Annotated in this window: 17 protein-coding genes; 10 read left to right on the top strand and 7 right to left on the bottom strand. The window is 70.8% G+C overall.

The window, feature by feature from the left end; genetic code table 11:
* Positions 1-42 precede the first annotated feature (42 nt).
* A complete protein-coding gene (gene apbC / locus CJ022_RS00085) occupies positions 43-894 on the top strand; it encodes an iron-sulfur cluster carrier protein ApbC (protein WP_101924689.1) in 852 nt (283 codons plus the stop codon).
* A 211-nt stretch (positions 895-1,105) separates the two neighbouring features.
* On the top strand, positions 1,106-1,681 hold the full coding sequence (gene dcd / locus CJ022_RS00080) for a dCTP deaminase (protein WP_101924745.1): 576 nt from the start codon (positions 1,106-1,108) through the stop codon (positions 1,679-1,681).
* A 41-nt stretch (positions 1,682-1,722) separates the two neighbouring features.
* Here dcd and CJ022_RS00075 read toward each other — a convergent pair whose 3' ends face one another.
* Together CJ022_RS00075 and CJ022_RS00070 are read right to left on the bottom strand one after the other, a co-directional pair.
* Complete coding sequence (locus tag CJ022_RS00075; RefSeq protein ID WP_101924688.1) at positions 1,723-2,151, bottom strand: HIT domain-containing protein; 429 nt, start codon at positions 2,149-2,151, stop codon at positions 1,723-1,725.
* 13 nt (positions 2,152-2,164) lie between these two features.
* Positions 2,165-2,821, bottom strand: a complete 657-nt coding sequence (locus tag CJ022_RS00070) for a dienelactone hydrolase family protein (protein ID WP_233198526.1) — start codon at positions 2,819-2,821, stop codon at positions 2,165-2,167.
* A gap of 179 nt (positions 2,822-3,000) precedes the next feature.
* On the opposite strand from CJ022_RS00070, the gene rimO reads away from it, so the two are divergent.
* The gene (rimO, locus tag CJ022_RS00065; RefSeq protein ID WP_101924686.1) at positions 3,001-4,371 is read left to right on the top strand and encodes a 30S ribosomal protein S12 methylthiotransferase RimO; all 1,371 of its coding nucleotides are present in this window, start codon (positions 3,001-3,003) and stop codon (positions 4,369-4,371) included.
* Positions 4,368-4,769 (top strand): hypothetical protein, encoded by a 402-nt coding sequence (locus tag CJ022_RS00060; RefSeq protein WP_101924685.1) that lies wholly within the window; start codon positions 4,368-4,370, stop codon positions 4,767-4,769. Before rimO ends, CJ022_RS00060 begins: the two co-directional genes overlap by 4 nt.
* Positions 4,770-4,784: 15 nt before the next feature.
* Here the strand turns inward: CJ022_RS00060 and CJ022_RS00055 are convergent, their stop codons facing one another.
* From CJ022_RS00055 to CJ022_RS00045, 3 genes are read right to left on the bottom strand one after another with little or no spacing between them, the layout of a single operon-like run.
* On the bottom strand, positions 4,785-5,363 hold the full coding sequence (locus CJ022_RS00055) for a hypothetical protein (RefSeq protein ID WP_101924684.1): 579 nt from the start codon (positions 5,361-5,363) through the stop codon (positions 4,785-4,787).
* 37 nt (positions 5,364-5,400) lie between these two features.
* The gene (gene greB / locus CJ022_RS00050) at positions 5,401-5,907 is read right to left on the bottom strand and encodes a transcription elongation factor GreB (RefSeq protein ID WP_101924683.1); all 507 of its coding nucleotides are present in this window, start codon (positions 5,905-5,907) and stop codon (positions 5,401-5,403) included.
* Positions 5,908-5,932: 25 nt separating this feature from the next.
* The gene (locus tag CJ022_RS00045; RefSeq protein WP_101924682.1) at positions 5,933-7,435 is read right to left on the bottom strand and encodes a helicase HerA-like domain-containing protein; all 1,503 of its coding nucleotides are present in this window, start codon (positions 7,433-7,435) and stop codon (positions 5,933-5,935) included.
* 247 nt (positions 7,436-7,682) lie between these two features.
* Here CJ022_RS00045 and CJ022_RS00040 point away from each other — a divergent pair, with 247 nt between their 5' ends.
* Positions 7,683-9,275 (top strand): transglycosylase SLT domain-containing protein, encoded by a 1,593-nt coding sequence (locus CJ022_RS00040; protein WP_233198525.1) that lies wholly within the window; start codon positions 7,683-7,685, stop codon positions 9,273-9,275.
* Between the two features lie 316 nt (positions 9,276-9,591).
* Here the strand turns inward: CJ022_RS00040 and asd are convergent, their stop codons facing one another.
* Complete coding sequence (gene asd, locus CJ022_RS00035) at positions 9,592-10,437, bottom strand: archaetidylserine decarboxylase (RefSeq protein ID WP_101924681.1); 846 nt, start codon at positions 10,435-10,437, stop codon at positions 9,592-9,594.
* The gene (locus CJ022_RS00030; protein ID WP_101924680.1) at positions 10,434-11,099 is read right to left on the bottom strand and encodes an SCO family protein; all 666 of its coding nucleotides are present in this window, start codon (positions 11,097-11,099) and stop codon (positions 10,434-10,436) included. The genes asd and CJ022_RS00030 overlap by 4 nt, the downstream gene beginning before the upstream one ends.
* A 261-nt stretch (positions 11,100-11,360) precedes the next feature.
* Here CJ022_RS00030 and prmB point away from each other — a divergent pair, with 261 nt between their 5' ends.
* The 5 genes from prmB to CJ022_RS00005 all read left to right on the top strand — a co-directional run.
* Entirely contained in the window at positions 11,361-12,329 is a 969-nt protein-coding gene (prmB, locus tag CJ022_RS00025) for a 50S ribosomal protein L3 N(5)-glutamine methyltransferase (protein ID WP_101924679.1), read from the top strand.
* A gap of 100 nt (positions 12,330-12,429) precedes the next feature.
* Positions 12,430-13,548, top strand: coding sequence for a chorismate synthase (gene aroC / locus CJ022_RS00020; protein WP_101924678.1), 1,119 nt, complete (start codon positions 12,430-12,432; stop codon positions 13,546-13,548).
* On the top strand, positions 13,541-14,563 hold the full coding sequence (locus CJ022_RS00015; RefSeq protein WP_101924677.1) for a 2-hydroxyacid dehydrogenase: 1,023 nt from the start codon (positions 13,541-13,543) through the stop codon (positions 14,561-14,563). The genes aroC and CJ022_RS00015 overlap by 8 nt, the downstream gene beginning before the upstream one ends.
* A 96-nt stretch (positions 14,564-14,659) precedes the next feature.
* Entirely contained in the window at positions 14,660-15,688 is a 1,029-nt protein-coding gene (locus tag CJ022_RS00010; protein WP_101924676.1) for an aspartate-semialdehyde dehydrogenase, read from the top strand.
* 106 nt (positions 15,689-15,794) lie between these two features.
* Positions 15,795-16,694: type IV pilus assembly protein FimV (locus tag CJ022_RS00005; RefSeq protein ID WP_304442095.1), on the top strand; the 900-nt coding region annotated here is incomplete at its 3' end.

Raw genomic sequence — 16,694 nt, 5'->3', positions numbered from 1 at the left:
TTCTCGTGATGCAACAATGGCGATCTTTTTGCGGACGAACCGATGTCAACGATGCACCGCTATGCTGTCCAGGGCGCGCTCTCGCCCCATCCCCGCATACGCAACCTGATCGCCATCGGCGCGGGCAAGGGGGGGGTGGGGAAGTCGACGACGGCGGTGAATCTGGCGCTCGCGCTCGCGGCCGATGGGGCGCGGGTCGGGGTGCTGGATGCGGATGTCTACGGGCCCAGCATTCCGACGATGCTCGGACTGTCCGGCAAGCCCGACAGCCCCGACGGTAAGTCGATCACGCCGATGCGCGCGCATGGCATCGAAGCGATGTCGATCGGCTTTCTGGTCGAGTCCGACACGCCGATGATCTGGCGCGGCCCGATGGCGACGTCGGCATTGACGCAATTGCTCAACGAGACACTGTGGGGCGGCGACGAGGGACTCGACTATCTGATCGTCGACCTGCCGCCGGGCACCGGTGATATCCAGCTGACGCTGGCGCAGAAGATTCCGGTGGCCGGCGCGGTCATCGTCACCACGCCGCAGGACATCGCGACGCTGGATGCACGCAAGGCGCTGCGGATGTTCGAGAAGGTCGAGGTCGCGGTGCTCGGCATCGTCGAGAACATGGCCCAGCACGTCTGCTCGAACTGCGGGCATGTCGAGCATCTGTTCGGCAGCGGCGGCGGCGAGCGCATGGCCGCGCAGTACGGCGTGCCGTTGCTGGGGTCGTTGCCGCTGGAGATCGGCATCCGCGAGCAGGGCGATGCGGGGGTGCCGATCGTCGCGTCGGCGCCGGACTCGCCGGCCGCGCAGGCCTATCTGCAGACCGCGCGGCACCTGGTCGCCGAGCTCGTGAAGCGCCCGCGCGCGCCGATGTCGATCGCCGCGTCGCTGGTCTGAGCGACGCCAGGGCGATCGCGCGACGCGCCGTTCCGACGCTGCATGCGCCGACCGCCGGGGCCGGCGTTCGCCGCCGCAGCGGTTCGGGCCGGCAGCGGTTCGCGTCGGCACGATCCAGGGGCGATGCGGTCGCATCCGCCGCGGCAGGTGACGGGAAGCGGCCCGCGCGGCGACAATGCCCGCCCTGGCCCCACGCCGCATGGAATCGACGATGAGCATCAAGTCCGACCGCTGGATCCGCCGCATGTCCGAGCAGCCCGGCGGCATGATCGAGCCCTTCGAGCCCGGCCAGGTGAAGCAGGCCAATGGCCAGCGCATCGTCAGCTACGGCACCTCGAGCTACGGCTACGACGTGCGCTGCTCGCGCGAGTTCAAGATCTTCACCAACATCAACTCGACGATCGTCGATCCGAAGCATTTCGATCCCGGCAGCTTCGTCGACATCGACGCCGACGAATGCATCATCCCGCCGAATTCGTTCGCGCTCGCGCGCACCGTCGAGTATTTCCGCATCCCGCGCGACACGCTGGTGGTCTGCCTCGGCAAGAGCACGTATGCGCGCTGCGGCATCATCGTCAACGTCACGCCGCTCGAACCGGAATGGGAAGGCCACGTGACCCTGGAGGTCAGCAATACGACGCCGCTGCCGGCGCGCATCTACGCCAACGAGGGCGTCGCGCAGATGCTGTTCTTCCAGGCCGATCCCGACGACATCTGCGAGACCTCGTACAAGGACCGCGGCGGCAAGTACCAGGGCCAGACCGGGGTCACGCTGCCGCGCACCTGAGCGGCGGTCTCGCGACGGACGCGCCGTGCGCGTCGCGCGTCTCAGCCCGGCAACGCGCGCGTCAGTCGCGTGATCCGGTCCACCAGCGCCTCGGGCGAATAGGGGCGGGCGGCGACGCGGCCCCAGACCGGCGCCGGCCACGCCGGGTCGTCCTGGTTGCGGCCGATGACGTGCACGTGCAGCTGCGGCACCAGGTTGCCGAGCGCGGCGATGTTGAGTTTGTAGGGGCGGAACACGTCCCGGACCAGGCGCGCGCCGAGGTCGATCTCGTCGGTCAGCTGGCGGCGCTGGTCGGCATCGAGGTCGATGAGTTCGCGCGCTTCGGCGATCCGCGGCACCAGCACCAGCCACGGATAGTTGCCGTCGTCCATCAGGCGCAGATCGCAGAGCCCGAGGCTGGCGACGGGATGGGTGTCGTCGGCGAGCTGGGGGTCCAGCGCGTAGGCGGTGGGCGCGGCATGACGGGACATCGTGGCCTCCGGGTCAGCGCAGGGCCGACTTCAGGAATCTGAGGGTCTGCCGGCGGGCCTCGGCGGCGCTCGCGGCGTGGTAGTGCGCGGGATCGACATCGCGGTTGAAGGCGTGACCGCCCGCATGGACGTGGAGTTCGGCGTCGGGCTGCCCCTGGCGGTGCCGGTCGATGTCGTCCTGTGGAATGGCCGCATCGTCCTCGCCGAAGTGGAACAGCATCGGCGCGCGCAGCGCTTCACCCAGGTGCGGCACGGTCCGCGCGCCGTAGTAGCTGACCGCCGGCAGGCCGAGCCGGGTGTTGGCGAAGAAGGCGAGCGTGCCGCCCCAGCAGAAACCGACCACCGCGATGCGGCGATGGCCCTCGTCGAGCAGCAGCGCGCGGCAGGCCTCGAGGACCGCGAGCGCCTGCTCCGTGCCGAGTTCCTCGACCAGGGCCCGGCCACGCGCGAACCCGTCGGTGTCGTAGTCCAGCTCCACGTGCCGTGCGACCGGATCGAACAGCGCCGGGGCGAGGGCGACGTAACCGGCGGCCGCGTAGCCGTCGGCGACGCTGCGGATATGCGCATTGACGCCGAAGATCTCCTGGATCACGAGCACCGCGCCCTGGGCGACGGCACCATGGGGTGGATCGGCGCGCCAGGCCTCGACGGGGCCGGCAGGCGTGCTCACGGCGATGTCCCGACCCATGGCGATGCCTCGAGGTTGACGGGTGGCCCGAGTCTACCGGAAGCCGCCCTGGCCCGGCCCCGGTGCGGGGCGGCGGTATACTGCGCGCCCGGCAGCAGACGTCCCGCGCCCGGCCGCAGCGCAGCAGCGCCGCACCCCAATCCCCACAGCCACGGATCCGCATGTCCGCCGCCAATCCCAAGGTCGGTTTCGTCAGCCTCGGTTGCCCGAAGGCGCTGGTCGATTCCGAACGCATCCTCACCCAGCTCCGGGTCGAGGGCTACGACATCGTCCAGACCTACGACGATGCCGACGTCGTCGTCGTCAACACCTGCGGGTTCATCGATTCCGCGGTCACCGAGTCGCTGGATGCGATCGGCGAAGCGATCGCCGAGAATGGCCGCGTCATCGTCACCGGTTGCCTCGGCAAGCGCGAGGCGATGATCCGCGACGCGCACCCGGGCGTGCTGTCGATCAGCGGACCGCAGGACTACGGCTCGGTGATGCGCGCGGTCCACACCGCACTACCGCCGAAGCACGACCCCTTCCTCGACCTGGTGCCGCGCCGCCCGGCCAACGACGACGTCGGCATCAAGCTGACGCCCAAGCACTACGCGTATCTGAAGATTTCCGAAGGCTGCAACCACCGCTGCGCCTTCTGCATCATCCCGTCGATGCGCGGCGATCTGGTCTCCCGCCCGGTCGACGACGTGCTGCGCGAGGCCGAGAAGCTGGTGCGCGGCGGCGTGCGCGAGCTGCTGGTGATCTCGCAGGACACCTCGGCCTACGGCGTCGACGTGCGCTACGCCGAGCGCACCTGGCGCGACAAGGCCTACCAGACGCGCATGAAAGCGCTGTGCGAAGGGCTGTCGGAACTCAACGTCTGGACCCGGCTGCACTACGTGTATCCGTACCCGCACGTCGACGACATCATCCCGCTGATGGCCGAGCGCCACGCCGACGGCATGCCCAAGCTGCTGCCGTATCTGGACATTCCGTTGCAGCACGCCAGTCCGCGCGTGCTGAAGCTGATGAAGCGGCCCGGGGCGATCGACAAGACCCGCGAGCGCATCGCGCGCTGGCACGAAGTCTGCCCGGACATCGCGATCCGCAGCACCTTCATCGTCGGCTTCCCCGGCGAGACCGAGGCCGAATTCCAGGAACTGCTGGATTTCCTCGACGACGCCCAGCTCGACCGGGTCGGTGCGTTCGCGTATTCGCCGGTCGATGGCGCGACGGCCAATGCGCTGCCGGATCCGGTGCCCGAAGCGGTCAAGCAGGAACGCCTGGCGCGTTTCATGGAGAAGCAGGCGGCGATTTCGACCGCCAAGCTCGAAGCCCGCGTCGGCACGATCCAGACCTGTCTCGTCGACCTGGTCGACGGCGAACTCGCGATCGCGCGGTCGATGGCCGATGCGCCCGAGATCGACGGCGTGGTGCAGATCCAGGACGGGCGCGATGCCGGCCTGCAGCCGGGCGATTTCGTCGACGTCGCCATTCTCGGCAGCGACGAGCACGACCTCTATGGCGAAGTCGCGGAGGACGAGGCATGACGCGCGCGCTGCGTGCACTGCTGCTGGCCGCGGCGTTTGCCGTGCCGCAGGCGCAGGCCGCAGACGGCCTGAGCGGCGTCTACGTGCCGGCGGGCGATGCCGCCGCGGGCATGCCGGCAGGTGGCGGCGAACTGCGGGTGACGGCCGAAGGGCGCGGCTGGCTGGCGACGTTCCGCGGCGAGGGCCTGGCCTTGCTGCCGGTGTCGGCGGCCGAGGCGGCCGGCTTGTTCCCGGGCGTCGCCGCCGACGCCGGCCTGCAGTGCGCGGTGTCGCCGGCCTTCCTGCTGTGCCGCGTGGCACCGGGCACGCGGTTCGAGGACAAGGATTTCGTGTCGACGACCGGCTTCTTCACCGCGGTATCCGACGCGGGCATGTTCGAGATGCGACGCGTCGAATGACGCGCGCGCCGGCGCTTATTGCGCCGCCGTCTCCGCCGTCGTGACGTAGGCCCAGGCGGCGGCTTCGATCGCATCGATCGCGGCGATGCAGCCCGGCAGCAGCCGGCGTCCTTCGTCGCCGCCGTCCTCGGCCAGGCGGCCGGACGCGTTGTAGTCGACCATCGCCTGCCAGTCGGGCAGGCGGCGTTCGACCGTCGCCACCAGCGCGCGCAGCGCCGCATCCGCGGCGGGCGCGCTGCCGTCGTCCCGGGCGAGGATCGCCTCGGCGCGGGCGTGGAATCCGGCATTGAAATGATGCGTGTCGCGGCGCGCTTTCCAGAAGGCGCCGAGCCGCAGGCGTTCGTCGTCCGCGGCCAGCCGGCCCGGCGTCGCGCCACCGCGCTCGATGAGGAACGGCCGCAGCCGGCGTGCCAGATCGGCATGCGCCTGCGCTGCGGTCCGTGTGCCGGCGGCGTCGGCCTGCGCGCGCGCGTCCTGCGACGTGGCCGGCGCCACGCGCGCGGCATCGCCGGCGTCCTGCGTGCACGACGCCAGCGAAACCGCGAGGACGATCGCCAGCAGGCCGCATCGTCGCGGGATCCGCAACGACGGCATCGCGTGCCTCCGACGGGTTCCGCGGCCCGCGCGGGACTCAGCCCGGACCATAGTCGACCCCGACGATCGCGAAGCGCACCGGCCCGGCCGGCAGCGCCGCGGCGAATTCGTCGTCGACGCGCTTCTTCAGCATCGCGCGCGCCAGCGGCGAATCGATGCTGATCCAGCCGCGCTTCGCGTCGGTTTCGTCGGGCCCGACGATGCGGTAGCGCACCGTTTCGCCGCTGGCCGTGTTCTCCAGCTCGACTGTCGCGCCGAAGAACACCGCAGCGGGATCGCTGGGCACCGTGTCGACGACCTTCAGCGCTTCCAGTCGTTTGCTGAGGTAACGCACGCGCCGGTCGATCTCGCCGAGCTGCTTCTTGCGGTAGATGTATTCGGCGTTCTCGGAACGGTCACCTTCGGCCGCGGCCGCCGACAGGGCGCGCACGACCTCGGGCCGGCGCACGCGCCACAGATCGTCCATCTCCGCCTTCAGCCGGGCGTGGCCGTCCGCGGTGATCAGCGCGGTGCTCGCTTCCGCGGGCGGGCGCCAGCGGCTCATGGCCCGGACCGGTCGGTGGACGCGGTCATTTGAGTTTGATGCTGCCGAGGATGTTGCGGACGATCCGGTTGGTGATCGTCCGCGTCACCTGCCTGCCCGCGGCCTGCACGACGCCCTGGCGGCGCTTCGTGCCGAACAGGAATTCGTTGAGCTTCTGGCCGTGGCCGCCATCGGCATCGCTCGCCGCGGGCTGCGCGGCGCGGCCCCTGGCAGGTGGTGCATCGGCGGCATCGGTCGCGGCCTGGGCGCGCGCGGCCAGTGTCTCGGCCGCCGATTCGCGGTCGATCGCGGTGTCGTACTTGGCGCCGACCGGGCTGCCGGCGCGCACCTGCTGGCGTTCGGCATCGGTGATCGCGCCCATGCGGCAGCGCGGCGGCGCGATCAGCGTGCGCTCGACCGGCATCGGCACGCCCTTCTCCTGCAGCATCGACACCAGCGCCTCGCCGGTGCCGAGCTGGGAGATCGCCGCGGCCACGTCGAGGCCGGGGTTGGGGACGAAGGTCTCGGCCGCGGTGCGCACCGCCTTCTGGTCGCGCGGCGTGAACGCGCGCAGCGCATGCTGCACGCGGTTGCCGAGCTGGCCGAGCACGTTGCCCGGCACGTCGTCGGGGAACTGCGAGCAGAAGTACACGCCGACGCCCTTGGAGCGCACCAGCCGCACGACCTGCTCGATCCGCTGCTGCAACGCCGGCGGCGCATCGTCGAACAGCAGGTGCGCCTCGTCGAACACGAACACCAGCTTCGGTTTGTCCAGGTCGCCGACTTCCGGCAGCGTCTCGAACAGCTCCGACAACAGCCACAGCAGGAAGGTCGAGTAGAGGCGCGGCTTGAGCACCAGCCGGTCGGCGGCGAGGATGCCGATCACGCCGCGCCCGTCGACCTGCGTGCGCATCAGGTCCGACAGCTCGAGCGCCGGCTCGCCGAAGAACTGGGTGCCGCCGTCCTGTTCCAGCCGCAGCAGCGCGCGCTGGATCGCACCGATCGACGGCGCGCTGACCAGGCCGTACTCGGTCGAGACCGCCTTGCGCTCCCCGGCGACGAGGGTCAGCAGCGCGCGCAGATCGTCGAGGTCGAGCAGCAGCAGGCCGCGGTCGTCGGCGAGCTTGAAGACGATGTCGAGCACGCCCGACTGGGTGTCGTTGAGGTCGAGGATGCGGCCGAGCAGGGTGGGGCCGATCTCGCTGACGGTGGTCCGCACCGGATGGCCGGACACGCCGTAGAGATCCCAGAGCAGCACCGGACTGGCTTCGGCGGTGTAGCCGTCGACACCGAGGTCGGCGGCGCGCTGGCGCAGCGCATCGGTGTGCGTGCCGGCGACCGCGAGGCCGGCGACGTCGCCCTTGACGTCGGCCATGAACACCGGCACGCCGATGCGCGAGAAACCTTCCGCGAGCGTCATCAAGGTGACGGTCTTGCCGGTGCCGGTCGCGCCGGCGACCAGGCCATGGCGGTTGCCGAGCTTCGGCAACAGATGCACGGGGCCCGAATCGGGCGTGGTGACGGCCTTGCCGACGAGGATCGGGTCCATGCGCGCTGCCTGTGGTCGGGGACGATGCGGAACGTTGGCGTCGATTCTAGTGGCTCGTCGCGGCGCATGACGGAGTGGCGCGCCGGTATGGGCGAGCGCCCTCGGCCGCATCGCGCGTCTCCGCAACGCCGCGCGCGCCGGCGTCGCGGCCGGAGCGGGCCGCCGTCGCACATCGCGGCGCTCGCCTTGCCCCCGCGGCGCACGCAGGGCTACCCTGCCGGCCCCCTCTGCAGGACGACCGCCGCCGATGTCGATGTTGATGACGCGCCCCGCGATTTCGCTCGTCCGCCTCGGCGCGGCGGCCCTCGTGCTGGTGCTGGCGGGCCATGCCACCGATGCCCACGCCCAGTCGCGACGCGACCGCGAGGCGACCGAGGCGCTGAACCAGCGGATGGTCGAGGCCGAAGCCCGCTACCGCCAGGCCGTCGTCCAGGTCGCCAACGACGATCCCGCGGGACTCGACGCCAGCAATGCGGCGCTTGAGGACATGGAGGACATCATCATCGCCTGCGAGAAGGTCCGCGGCTGCGGGCTCTCGCAGCTGCTGACGACCTACAAGCGCCTGCTCAAGGCCGACGCCGACGCGCAGGTGCCGAGCGAGGACGCGACCGACCTGACCCTGGTCGACGACGGCAGCATGCCGACCGGCAACGTGCCCGACGCCGCCAACGCCGCGGCGCTGCTGCGCGAGGACGAGCGCTTCGTGCGCATGGTCCAGCTCAACCCCGCGGTCCAGGAAGGCATCCGCCGCTGGCTCACCGACATGCGCGTGTCGCTGATCACCAGCCACGAAAACTACCAGTACATGCAGCACCTGATGTCGCCGGCGTTCAAGCGCAGCGGCCTGCCGGAGGCGCTGCTGTTCGGCATCCTCGCCAAGGAATCCAACGGACGCGTGCATGCGCGCTCGCGCGCCGGCGCCGCCGGACCGCTGCAGTTCATGCCCGCGACCGGCCGCCGCTTCGGCCTGGGCCCGGACGGCAGCGGCTTCGACACCCGCTACGACCCGCGCCTGGCCGCCGACGCCGCCGCCGTCTACCTCAACGAGCGCTTCGCCCAGCACGGCAACGAGATCGAATACTGGCTGGCCGGCTACAACGGCGGCGAGGGCCGGGCGCTGCGGATCTACCGCGAGGCCAACGGCCGCAGCTTCTGGGATCCTGGCGTCTACAACCAGTTCCCGGCCGAGACCAAGGACTACGTGCCGATGGTCATCGCCGCCGCGTGGCTGTACCTGCACCCGCAGGAATACGGCCTGACGTTCCCGAAGGTCGATGCGCGCCCGCAGACGTTCAGGCTGGAGCGGCCGGCGTCGATCTACGAGCTGACGATCTGCCTCGGCAACGGCGGCACCCGCGACGGCTACATGCGCGCGCTGCGCAATCTCAACCCGAGCTACGAGGCCGATGCGTGGATCCCGCGGGGCACCACGCTCAACGGCACGGTGCGCATCGCCAGCCTGTACAAGCGCTGGTGCACCAGCGGCCCGCGTGCGCAGCGCGCGCAGGACCTGGTCAACGGCACGCCGCGCGTCGGCGTGGTCCGCACCGGCGCGGTCGAAGTCCTGCCGACCGCGACGCCCGACGGTACCGCGATCCCCGCGCCGGCCTCCGTCGAATCGGCCACGCCGGCGACGCCCGACGCACCGGTCGCCACGCCCGCCGCGCCGGCCGCGGCACCGGCGCGCACGCACCGTGTCGTGTCGGGCGAGAACCTCGGCCGCATCGCCCAGCAATACGGCTGCGAGGTCGCGACCCTCGCGCGTGCGAACGGACTGCAGGCACCGGCTTACGCCGTCCGGCCCGGGCAGACGCTGACCCTGGAAGGCTGCAGCCGCTGAGCCGATGAGGCGGCAGCGCGTGTGCGCTGCCGTCCGCGTTTGGCCAACGGACCACCCGCAGATCGCCGTCGGGCGCCCCCGCTTCGGCGCTCGGCGCATTGTCGTCCCAGCGTCTCCATGCGACGCGCCGCACTGCGTGCAGGCACCGTCGAGCCTCTAGGCGCGCGCTTGCGCGCGACGAACGGCTGGCGATGCGGTCGCGCGCACGCGCGCTGCGACAGGCGCGGCGACCGAACGGCACCGTCGTGGCGACTGCCGGCCCTGCGGCCCGGGATGATCACGGGGCCGGACAGGGCCGTCAGCGCCGGTGACGCGCTCAGCGCACCCGCGTCGCCAGGCGCTGGCCCAGACGCACCGCCGACTCCGCGCCCAGCGACGGATCCAGCGTCGCGACGCCCGGCGGCAGGAGCACGACGACGGTCGAGCCGTAGTTGAAGCGCGCCATCTCGGCGAATCGCTCGAGCGTGATGCCGCGTCCGCGGTAGTCCTTGCGGGTGATGCGGTTCCCGTAGGCCGGGATCTCCTCGCCGCTCCAGACCGTTTCGACGCCCGACACCAGCAACGCGCCGACCATCACCTGGACCATCGGGCCGAACTCGGTGTCGAAATGACAGACCAGCCGCTCGTTGCGCGCGAACAGGCGCGGAACCTTCGCCACCGCGGCGGTGCCGACGCTGAAGAGGCGACCGGGCACGTGCACCGTCTCGCGCAGCGTGCCGGTCCAGGCCATGTGCACGCGGTGGTAGTCGCGCGGCGACAGATAGACGGTGGCAAAGCTGCCGTGGCGGAACGGCGCGGCGTCCTCGTCGCTGCCGAGCAGTTCGGCGGCGGTGAACGAGCGGCCCTTGGCCTGGAAGATGCGACCGTCCTCGATCGGCCCGCACTGGCTGATGTGGCCGTCGGCCGGCATCAGCAGCGCATCGGGATCCGGATCGGGCTGGCGCGCGCCGTCGCGCAGCGCGCGGGTGAAGAACGCATTGAAGCTGGCGTAGGACGAGGGGTCGGCGTCGGCCGCTTCCGACAGGTCGACACCGAACTTGCGGACGACGGTGTCGATCAGCCAGCGCCGCGTGCCCGGATGCCGGGAATACGCCAGCCGCCGCGCCAGCGACGACAGCAGCCGGTGCGGCAGGACGTAGGTCAGGGCCGTGATCGCACTCATGGACGCGCGTCCCGGGTCAGGCGCAGCAGGTCCGCGGCGATCGCCTCGGGCTGCGGCGTCTCGGCGTTGAGGACGCGGCCCGAGACCACGCCGGCCATGCGGCCCTGCGGATCGAGCACGGCCAGCGAAGCGCTGTGATCGATGGTGTAGGCGCCGGCCGGCGCGTCGTCGCCCAGCGGCACCTTGGCGAACACCATCGACAGCGACTTGGCGAACTGCTCCAGCGCCGGCACGTCGGCGGTCGCGGCCAGGGTGTCGCGATGGAAGGCGTGGGCGTATTCGCCGAGACGCCCGGGCGTGTCGCGCTCCGGATCGACCGAGACGAACAGCACCCGCGGCCGCGTCGCTTCGGGCAGCGCTTCCCACTGGCGCTGCGCCTGGGCGAGGTGGGTCAGCGTCATCGGGCAGACATCGGGGCAGTGGGTGAAACCGATGAAGACCAGCGTCCAGTGCCCCGCCAGCTCGCCGGACAGCAGCTGGGTGCCGTCGGACTGCTGCAGCGCGAATGCCGGCAGCGCGCGCGGCTGCGGATACAGCTGCACGACCTGCAGCTCGGGCTGCGCGGCCGCCGTGCCGGCGCCGAAGAACTTCTGCGCGGCGAGCAGGCCGAGGCCACCGGCGACGGCGATGGCGAGGATGACGAGCGTGGTGCGGTTGAACATCGGGAATCCCGTTGCGGTTGACGGCCATGATACCGCGCGCCTCTGGCGTCCCCCGGCTGCGGTGCCGAGTGCAGTGCGGTATCCGCCGCGCGCCACGACGGCGCCGAGGATCGTCCCGGCATCCGCGCCCGGGGCGCAGCGCTGTTGCGATCGCATGCGACGTGATCGCCAGCGGACATGGGCCGCCACCACGCAGCGCAGGCCCGAGCCGGCGCTGGCCTATACTCACCGCCCCGATTTTCACGAGCGGATCGCCGCGCCATGACCGAAGAACTGCAGACGATCGTCGACCTGATCCGCTATGGCGCCAGCCGCTTCAACGCCGCCGGCCTGACGTTCGGCCACAGCTACGACAACGCGATCGACGAAGCCACCCAGCTGACCCTGCACGCGCTGCACATGCCGCACGACCTGAGCCCGGTCTACGGCCAGTCGCGGGTCACGCTGGCGGAGAAGGAAGACGTGCTGGCGCTGTTCCTGCGCCGCATCGAGGAGCGCGTGCCGGCGGCCTACCTGTCGGGCGAGGCCTGGTTCGCCGGGCTGAGCTTCAAGTCCGACGCGCGCGCGCTGGTACCGCGCTCGCCGATCGCCGAGCTGATCCTGTCCGGCTTCGAGCCCTGGCTCGGCGGCCGCGAAGTGCGCCGCGCGCTGGACCTGTGCACGGGCTCGGGCTGCATCGCGATCGCGATGGCGCACCACAATCCGGACTGGCACGTCGATGGCGTGGACCTCAGCGACGAGGCCCTGTCGCTGGCCGCCGAGAACGAGCAGCGCCTCGACGTGAAGAATGTGCGCTTCCTCAAATCCGACCTGTTCGGCGCGTTGCAGGGCGAGCACTACGACCTGATCGTCACCAATCCGCCCTACGTCACCAACGACGAGACCGACGCGCTGCCGCAGGAATATTCCTACGAGCCCGAGATGGGCCTGCGCGCCGGCGACGACGGGTTGGACCTGGTGCTCAAGATTCTGCGCGATGCGCCACTGCACCTGACCGAGGACGGCCTGCTGATCTGCGAGGTCGGCGAATCCGAGCAGCACCTGGTCAAGCTGCTGCCGGAACTGCCGCTGTTCTGGGTGGAGTTCCAGGTCGGCCAGATGGGCATCTTCGTCGTCGAGCGCCACGACCTGGTCAGCCACAGCGCCCGCATCACCGCGCTCGCGGCCGAGCGCGAGGCCGGCGCGACGACGGCGTCCGCCGCGGGCGCGGGCGCCGCCGGTCTGTTCTGAGGCCGGTTCCGCCTGCAACCACCCGGCCGCGGCCGGCACGCGCGCGTTAAGCTTGCCGGCCCGCGTTCCCTGCCGCGTCGTCCGCGACGCCACCGGTGCCATGTCCAGCAACCGTTTCGGCCAACTGTTCAGCGTCACGACCTTCGGCGAGAGCCACGGGCCGGCGATCGGCTGCGTCATCGACGGCTGCCCGCCGGGCATCGCGCTCACGGTCGAGGATTTCGCGCACGATCTCGCGCGGCGCGCGACCGGGCGCACCCGGCACACGTCGGCGCGTCGCGAGGCCGACGCGGTCGAAATCCTCAGCGGCGTCTTTGAGGGCCTGACCACCGGCACGCCGATCGCGCTGCTGATCCGCAACACCGATGCGCGCAGCAAGGACTACGGCAACATCGCGCAGCAGTTCCGGCCCGGACATGCCGACTACGCCTACTGGCAGAAGTACGGGATCCGCGATCCGCGCGGTGGCGGTCGCTCGTCGGCGCGCGAGACCACGATGCGCGTCGCCGCGGCGGTAATCGCCAAGAAGTGGCTGAACGATCGCTACGGCGTGCGCGTGCACGGCTATCTGTCGCAGCTGGGCGACATCGTGCCCGCGCAGTTCGACAGCACGTCGATCGACTGGGACGTCGTCGAATCCAATCCGTTCTTCTGGCCCGATGCCGCGCAGGTGCCCGCGCTCGAGACCTATATGGACGCGCTGCGCAAATCCGGCGATTCCGTCGGTGCGCGCGTGACTGCCGTGGCCGACGGCGTGCCCCCGGGCTGGGGCGAGCCGATCTACGGCAAGCTCGACGGCGATCTGGCCGCGGCGATGATGTCGATCAATGCGGTCAAGGGCGTCGAGATCGGCGCGGGCTTCGCCTCGATTGCGCAGAAGGGCAGCGAACACCGCGACCTGATGACGCGCGCCGGCTTCGCCTCCAACCACGCCGGCGGCGTGCTCGGCGGCATCAGCACCGGCCAGCAGATCGTGGTGTCGACGGCGTTCAAGCCGACGTCCAGCCTGCGCCTGCCGGCCGACGGGCTGGATACCGACGGCAACACGGTCGAAGTGATCACCACCGGTCGCCACGACCCGTGCGTCGGCATCCGCGCGACGCCGATCTGCGAGGCGATGCTGGCGCTGGTGCTGATGGACCAGGCGCTGCGCCATCGCGCGCAGTGCGGCGATGTCGGCACGGTGACGCCGCGGATTCCGGGGCGCATCGATGGCTGAGTCGCGGCCCAGGGTCTGGGTGTCGCAGCCGCTGTTCGACGACATCGTCGAGCGCCTGCACGCGCATTTCGACGTGGTGCAGGTGCCGGTCGTCAGCGAACACGACGCGTCCGCGATCGCCGATGCGTTGCGCGAGGCCGACGGCGCGCTGGTGACGCTCAACGAGCGCATCGGCAGTGACGCAATCGCCGGTGCGCCGAAGCTGCGCGCGATCGCGAACGTGGGCGTGGGCTACAACAATCTCGACATCGACGCGCTGCAGGCCCGCGACATCGTCGCGACCAACACCCCCGACGTGCTGACCGAGACGACCGCCGATTTCGGCTTCGCGCTGATGATGGCCGCTGCGCGCCGCGTCACCGAATCCGAGCGCCATCTGCGCGCCGGCCAGTGGCAGGGCTGGAACTTCAAGGGCCTGCTCGGCGCCGATCTGCACGGCAGCACGCTGGGCATCCTCGGCATGGGCCGGATCGGGCAAGGCATCGCGAAGCGTGCGTCCGGCTTCGACATGCGCGTGCTCTATCACAACCGCAGCCGCCTGCCGGCCGATGTCGAGCGCGCGTTCGACGCGTCGTATGTCGATTTCGATGCGCTCCTCGCGCAGGCCGATCATCTGGTGCTCGTGCTGCCGTATTCGGCCGCCAGCCACCATATCGTCGACGCGGCCGCACTGGCGAAGATGAAACCGACCGCGACGCTGACCAACATTGCGCGCGGCGGCATCGTCGACGAGGCCGCGCTGGCCGATGCGCTGGACGGCGGCCGGCTGGCCTCGGCAGCGCTCGACGTGTTCGAAGGCGAGCCGGCGGTGAATCCCCGGCTGCTCGCGCTCGACAACATCGTACTGACGCCGCACATCGCCAGCGGCAGCCTGGCCACGCGTCGCGCGATGGTTTCGCTCGCCGTCGACAACCTGATCGCCGCCCTCGGCCACGGCCCGGATGCGGGAAAACCGCCGTCGCCGGTCACGGCGACGACCGGCGACGCCGACGGCAAACGATCGGGAACCGCCTGAGCACGCAGGCGGGCGGTTCCCCGACATTCCGACGTCCACCCTTCGTTTCCCGGCGCGCCCTCCGCGCCCGACCGCCCTAATCCGAGAGTGTTTCCAATGAGTGAGTCCCAGAACCGCCGTTTCCGCGTCGCCGTCGTCGGTGCCACCGGCGCCGTCGGCGAAACCATGCTGTCGATCCTCGCCGAGCGCGATTTTCCGGTGTCCGAGCTCGTCGCGCTGGCCAGCGAGCGCTCGGCCGGCAGCACCGTGAAGTTCGGCGACGAGGACATCGTCGTGCAGGATCTCGCGACCTTCGATCCGGCCGGCATCGACATCGCCCTGTTCTCCGCCGGTGGCGACACCAGCAAGGCCTACGGCCCGAAATTCGCGGCGGCCGGCGCCGTCGTCATCGACAACAGCTCGGCGTTCCGCTACGACGACGACGTGCCGCTGGTGATCAGCGAGGTCAATCCCGAAGCGGCGCGCAAGCGCCCGCGCGGCATCATCGCCAACCCCAACTGCTCGACGATGCAGATGCTGGTCGCGCTGGCGCCCATCCACCGCAAGGTCGGCATCACCCGCATCAACGTCGCCACCTACCAGTCGGTGTCCGGTGCGGGCCGCTCGGCGATGGAGGAACTCGGCCGCCAGACCGGCGACCTGCTGAATTTCCGCGCCGCGGATCCGTCGAAGTTCCCGGTGCAGATCGCCTTCAACCTGATCCCGCAGATCGACGAATTCCTCGACAACGGGTTCACCAAGGAAGAGATGAAGCTGGTCTGGGAGACCCAGAAGATCCTCGGCGACGACGGCATCCTGGTGAACCCGACCGCGGTCCGCGTGCCGGTGTTCTACGGGCATTCCGAAGCGGTTGCGATCGAGACGCGCGAGAAGATCGGCGCCGACGAAGCGCGCGCGCTGCTGGCGACGTCGCCGGGCGTCGAGGTCGTCGACGAGCGGCGCGCCGGCGGCTACCCGACGCCGGTCACGCACGCCTCGGGGCAGGACGCCGTGTTCGTCGGCCGCATCCGCGAGGATCTCTCGCACCCGCGCGGCCTCAACCTGTGGATCGTCTCCGACAACATCCGCAAGGGCGCGGCGCTCAACGCCGTGCAGATCGCCGAACTCGTCGCCGCCGAAGGCTGAGTACGGCGCGCATCGCCCCGGCCGCGTCGCGTTCGCAGCGCCTCGGCCGGGTGCGGTGCGGCCCTCGTCATTGCGGAGCGGGAGGCCGCGCCGCTACAGTCGCCGCATGAATCTGGGGAAATCCGTGCCACGCCAACTGCCGCGTCTGCTGCTGATCGCATGGCTGCTGCTCGTCGCCGGGCCCGCGTTCGCGCTGGGGCTGGGCCGTATCGAAGTCCGCTCGCAGCACGGGCAACCGCTGCTGGCCGAGATCCCGATCGTGTCCAGCGATCCCGCCGAACTGCGCCAGCTGCAGGCGCGTCTGGCCTCGCCGGACACGTTCGCGCGCATCGGCCTCGACCCGCCGCAGGGGCTGGTGTCGAACCTGCAGTTCAACGTCGCGCTCGATCCGCAGGGCCGCCCGGTGATCCGCGTCACCAGCCTCGAGCCGGTGCAGCAGGACACGCTGACCTTCCTCGTCGAAGTGGACTGGGGCCAGGGACGACTGGTGCGAGAGTATTCGGCGCTGGTCGCCGTGCCCGACACCGTCGCCGCGCCCGCGCAGCCCTCCGTGCAGGCGCCCGTCGTCTCGGCGCCGACGACGATCGATCGCACCCCGACGCTGCCGGCGCCGACATCGCCGACGCCGGCCGCGGTGCCCGTCCCCACGCCGGAACCGATCGCCACCGACGACACCGCGGTTGCACCGACGCCTGCACCTGCAGCCGCACCCGCACCCGCACCCGCGCCGGCGGCCCCGCCGCCGGCCGGGACGCTGCCGCCGGTCCAGCGCGGGCAGACGCTGTCCGCGCTCGCCGCGCCCTTGAGCGCCCAGGGCGACATCAGCGTGAACCAGGCGATGGTGCTGCTGCTGCGCGCCAATCCCGAGGCCTTCATCGGCGGCAACCTCAACCTGATCCGCGAGGGCGCGGTGCTGCGCGTGCCGCCGCAGGACGAGTGGTCGCAGTACTCCAACGCCGAAGCGGCGGCCGTCGTGCGCGAGCAGGTCGGGCAGTGGCGCGAGATG

It is taken from the genome of Luteimonas rhizosphaerae (assembly GCF_002849595.1).
Lineage (GTDB): Bacteria > Pseudomonadota > Gammaproteobacteria > Xanthomonadales > Xanthomonadaceae > Luteimonas > Luteimonas cellulosilyticus.
Note: the sequence above shows the minus strand (reverse complement) of the source record. Positions and strands in the feature narration are given on the sequence as shown.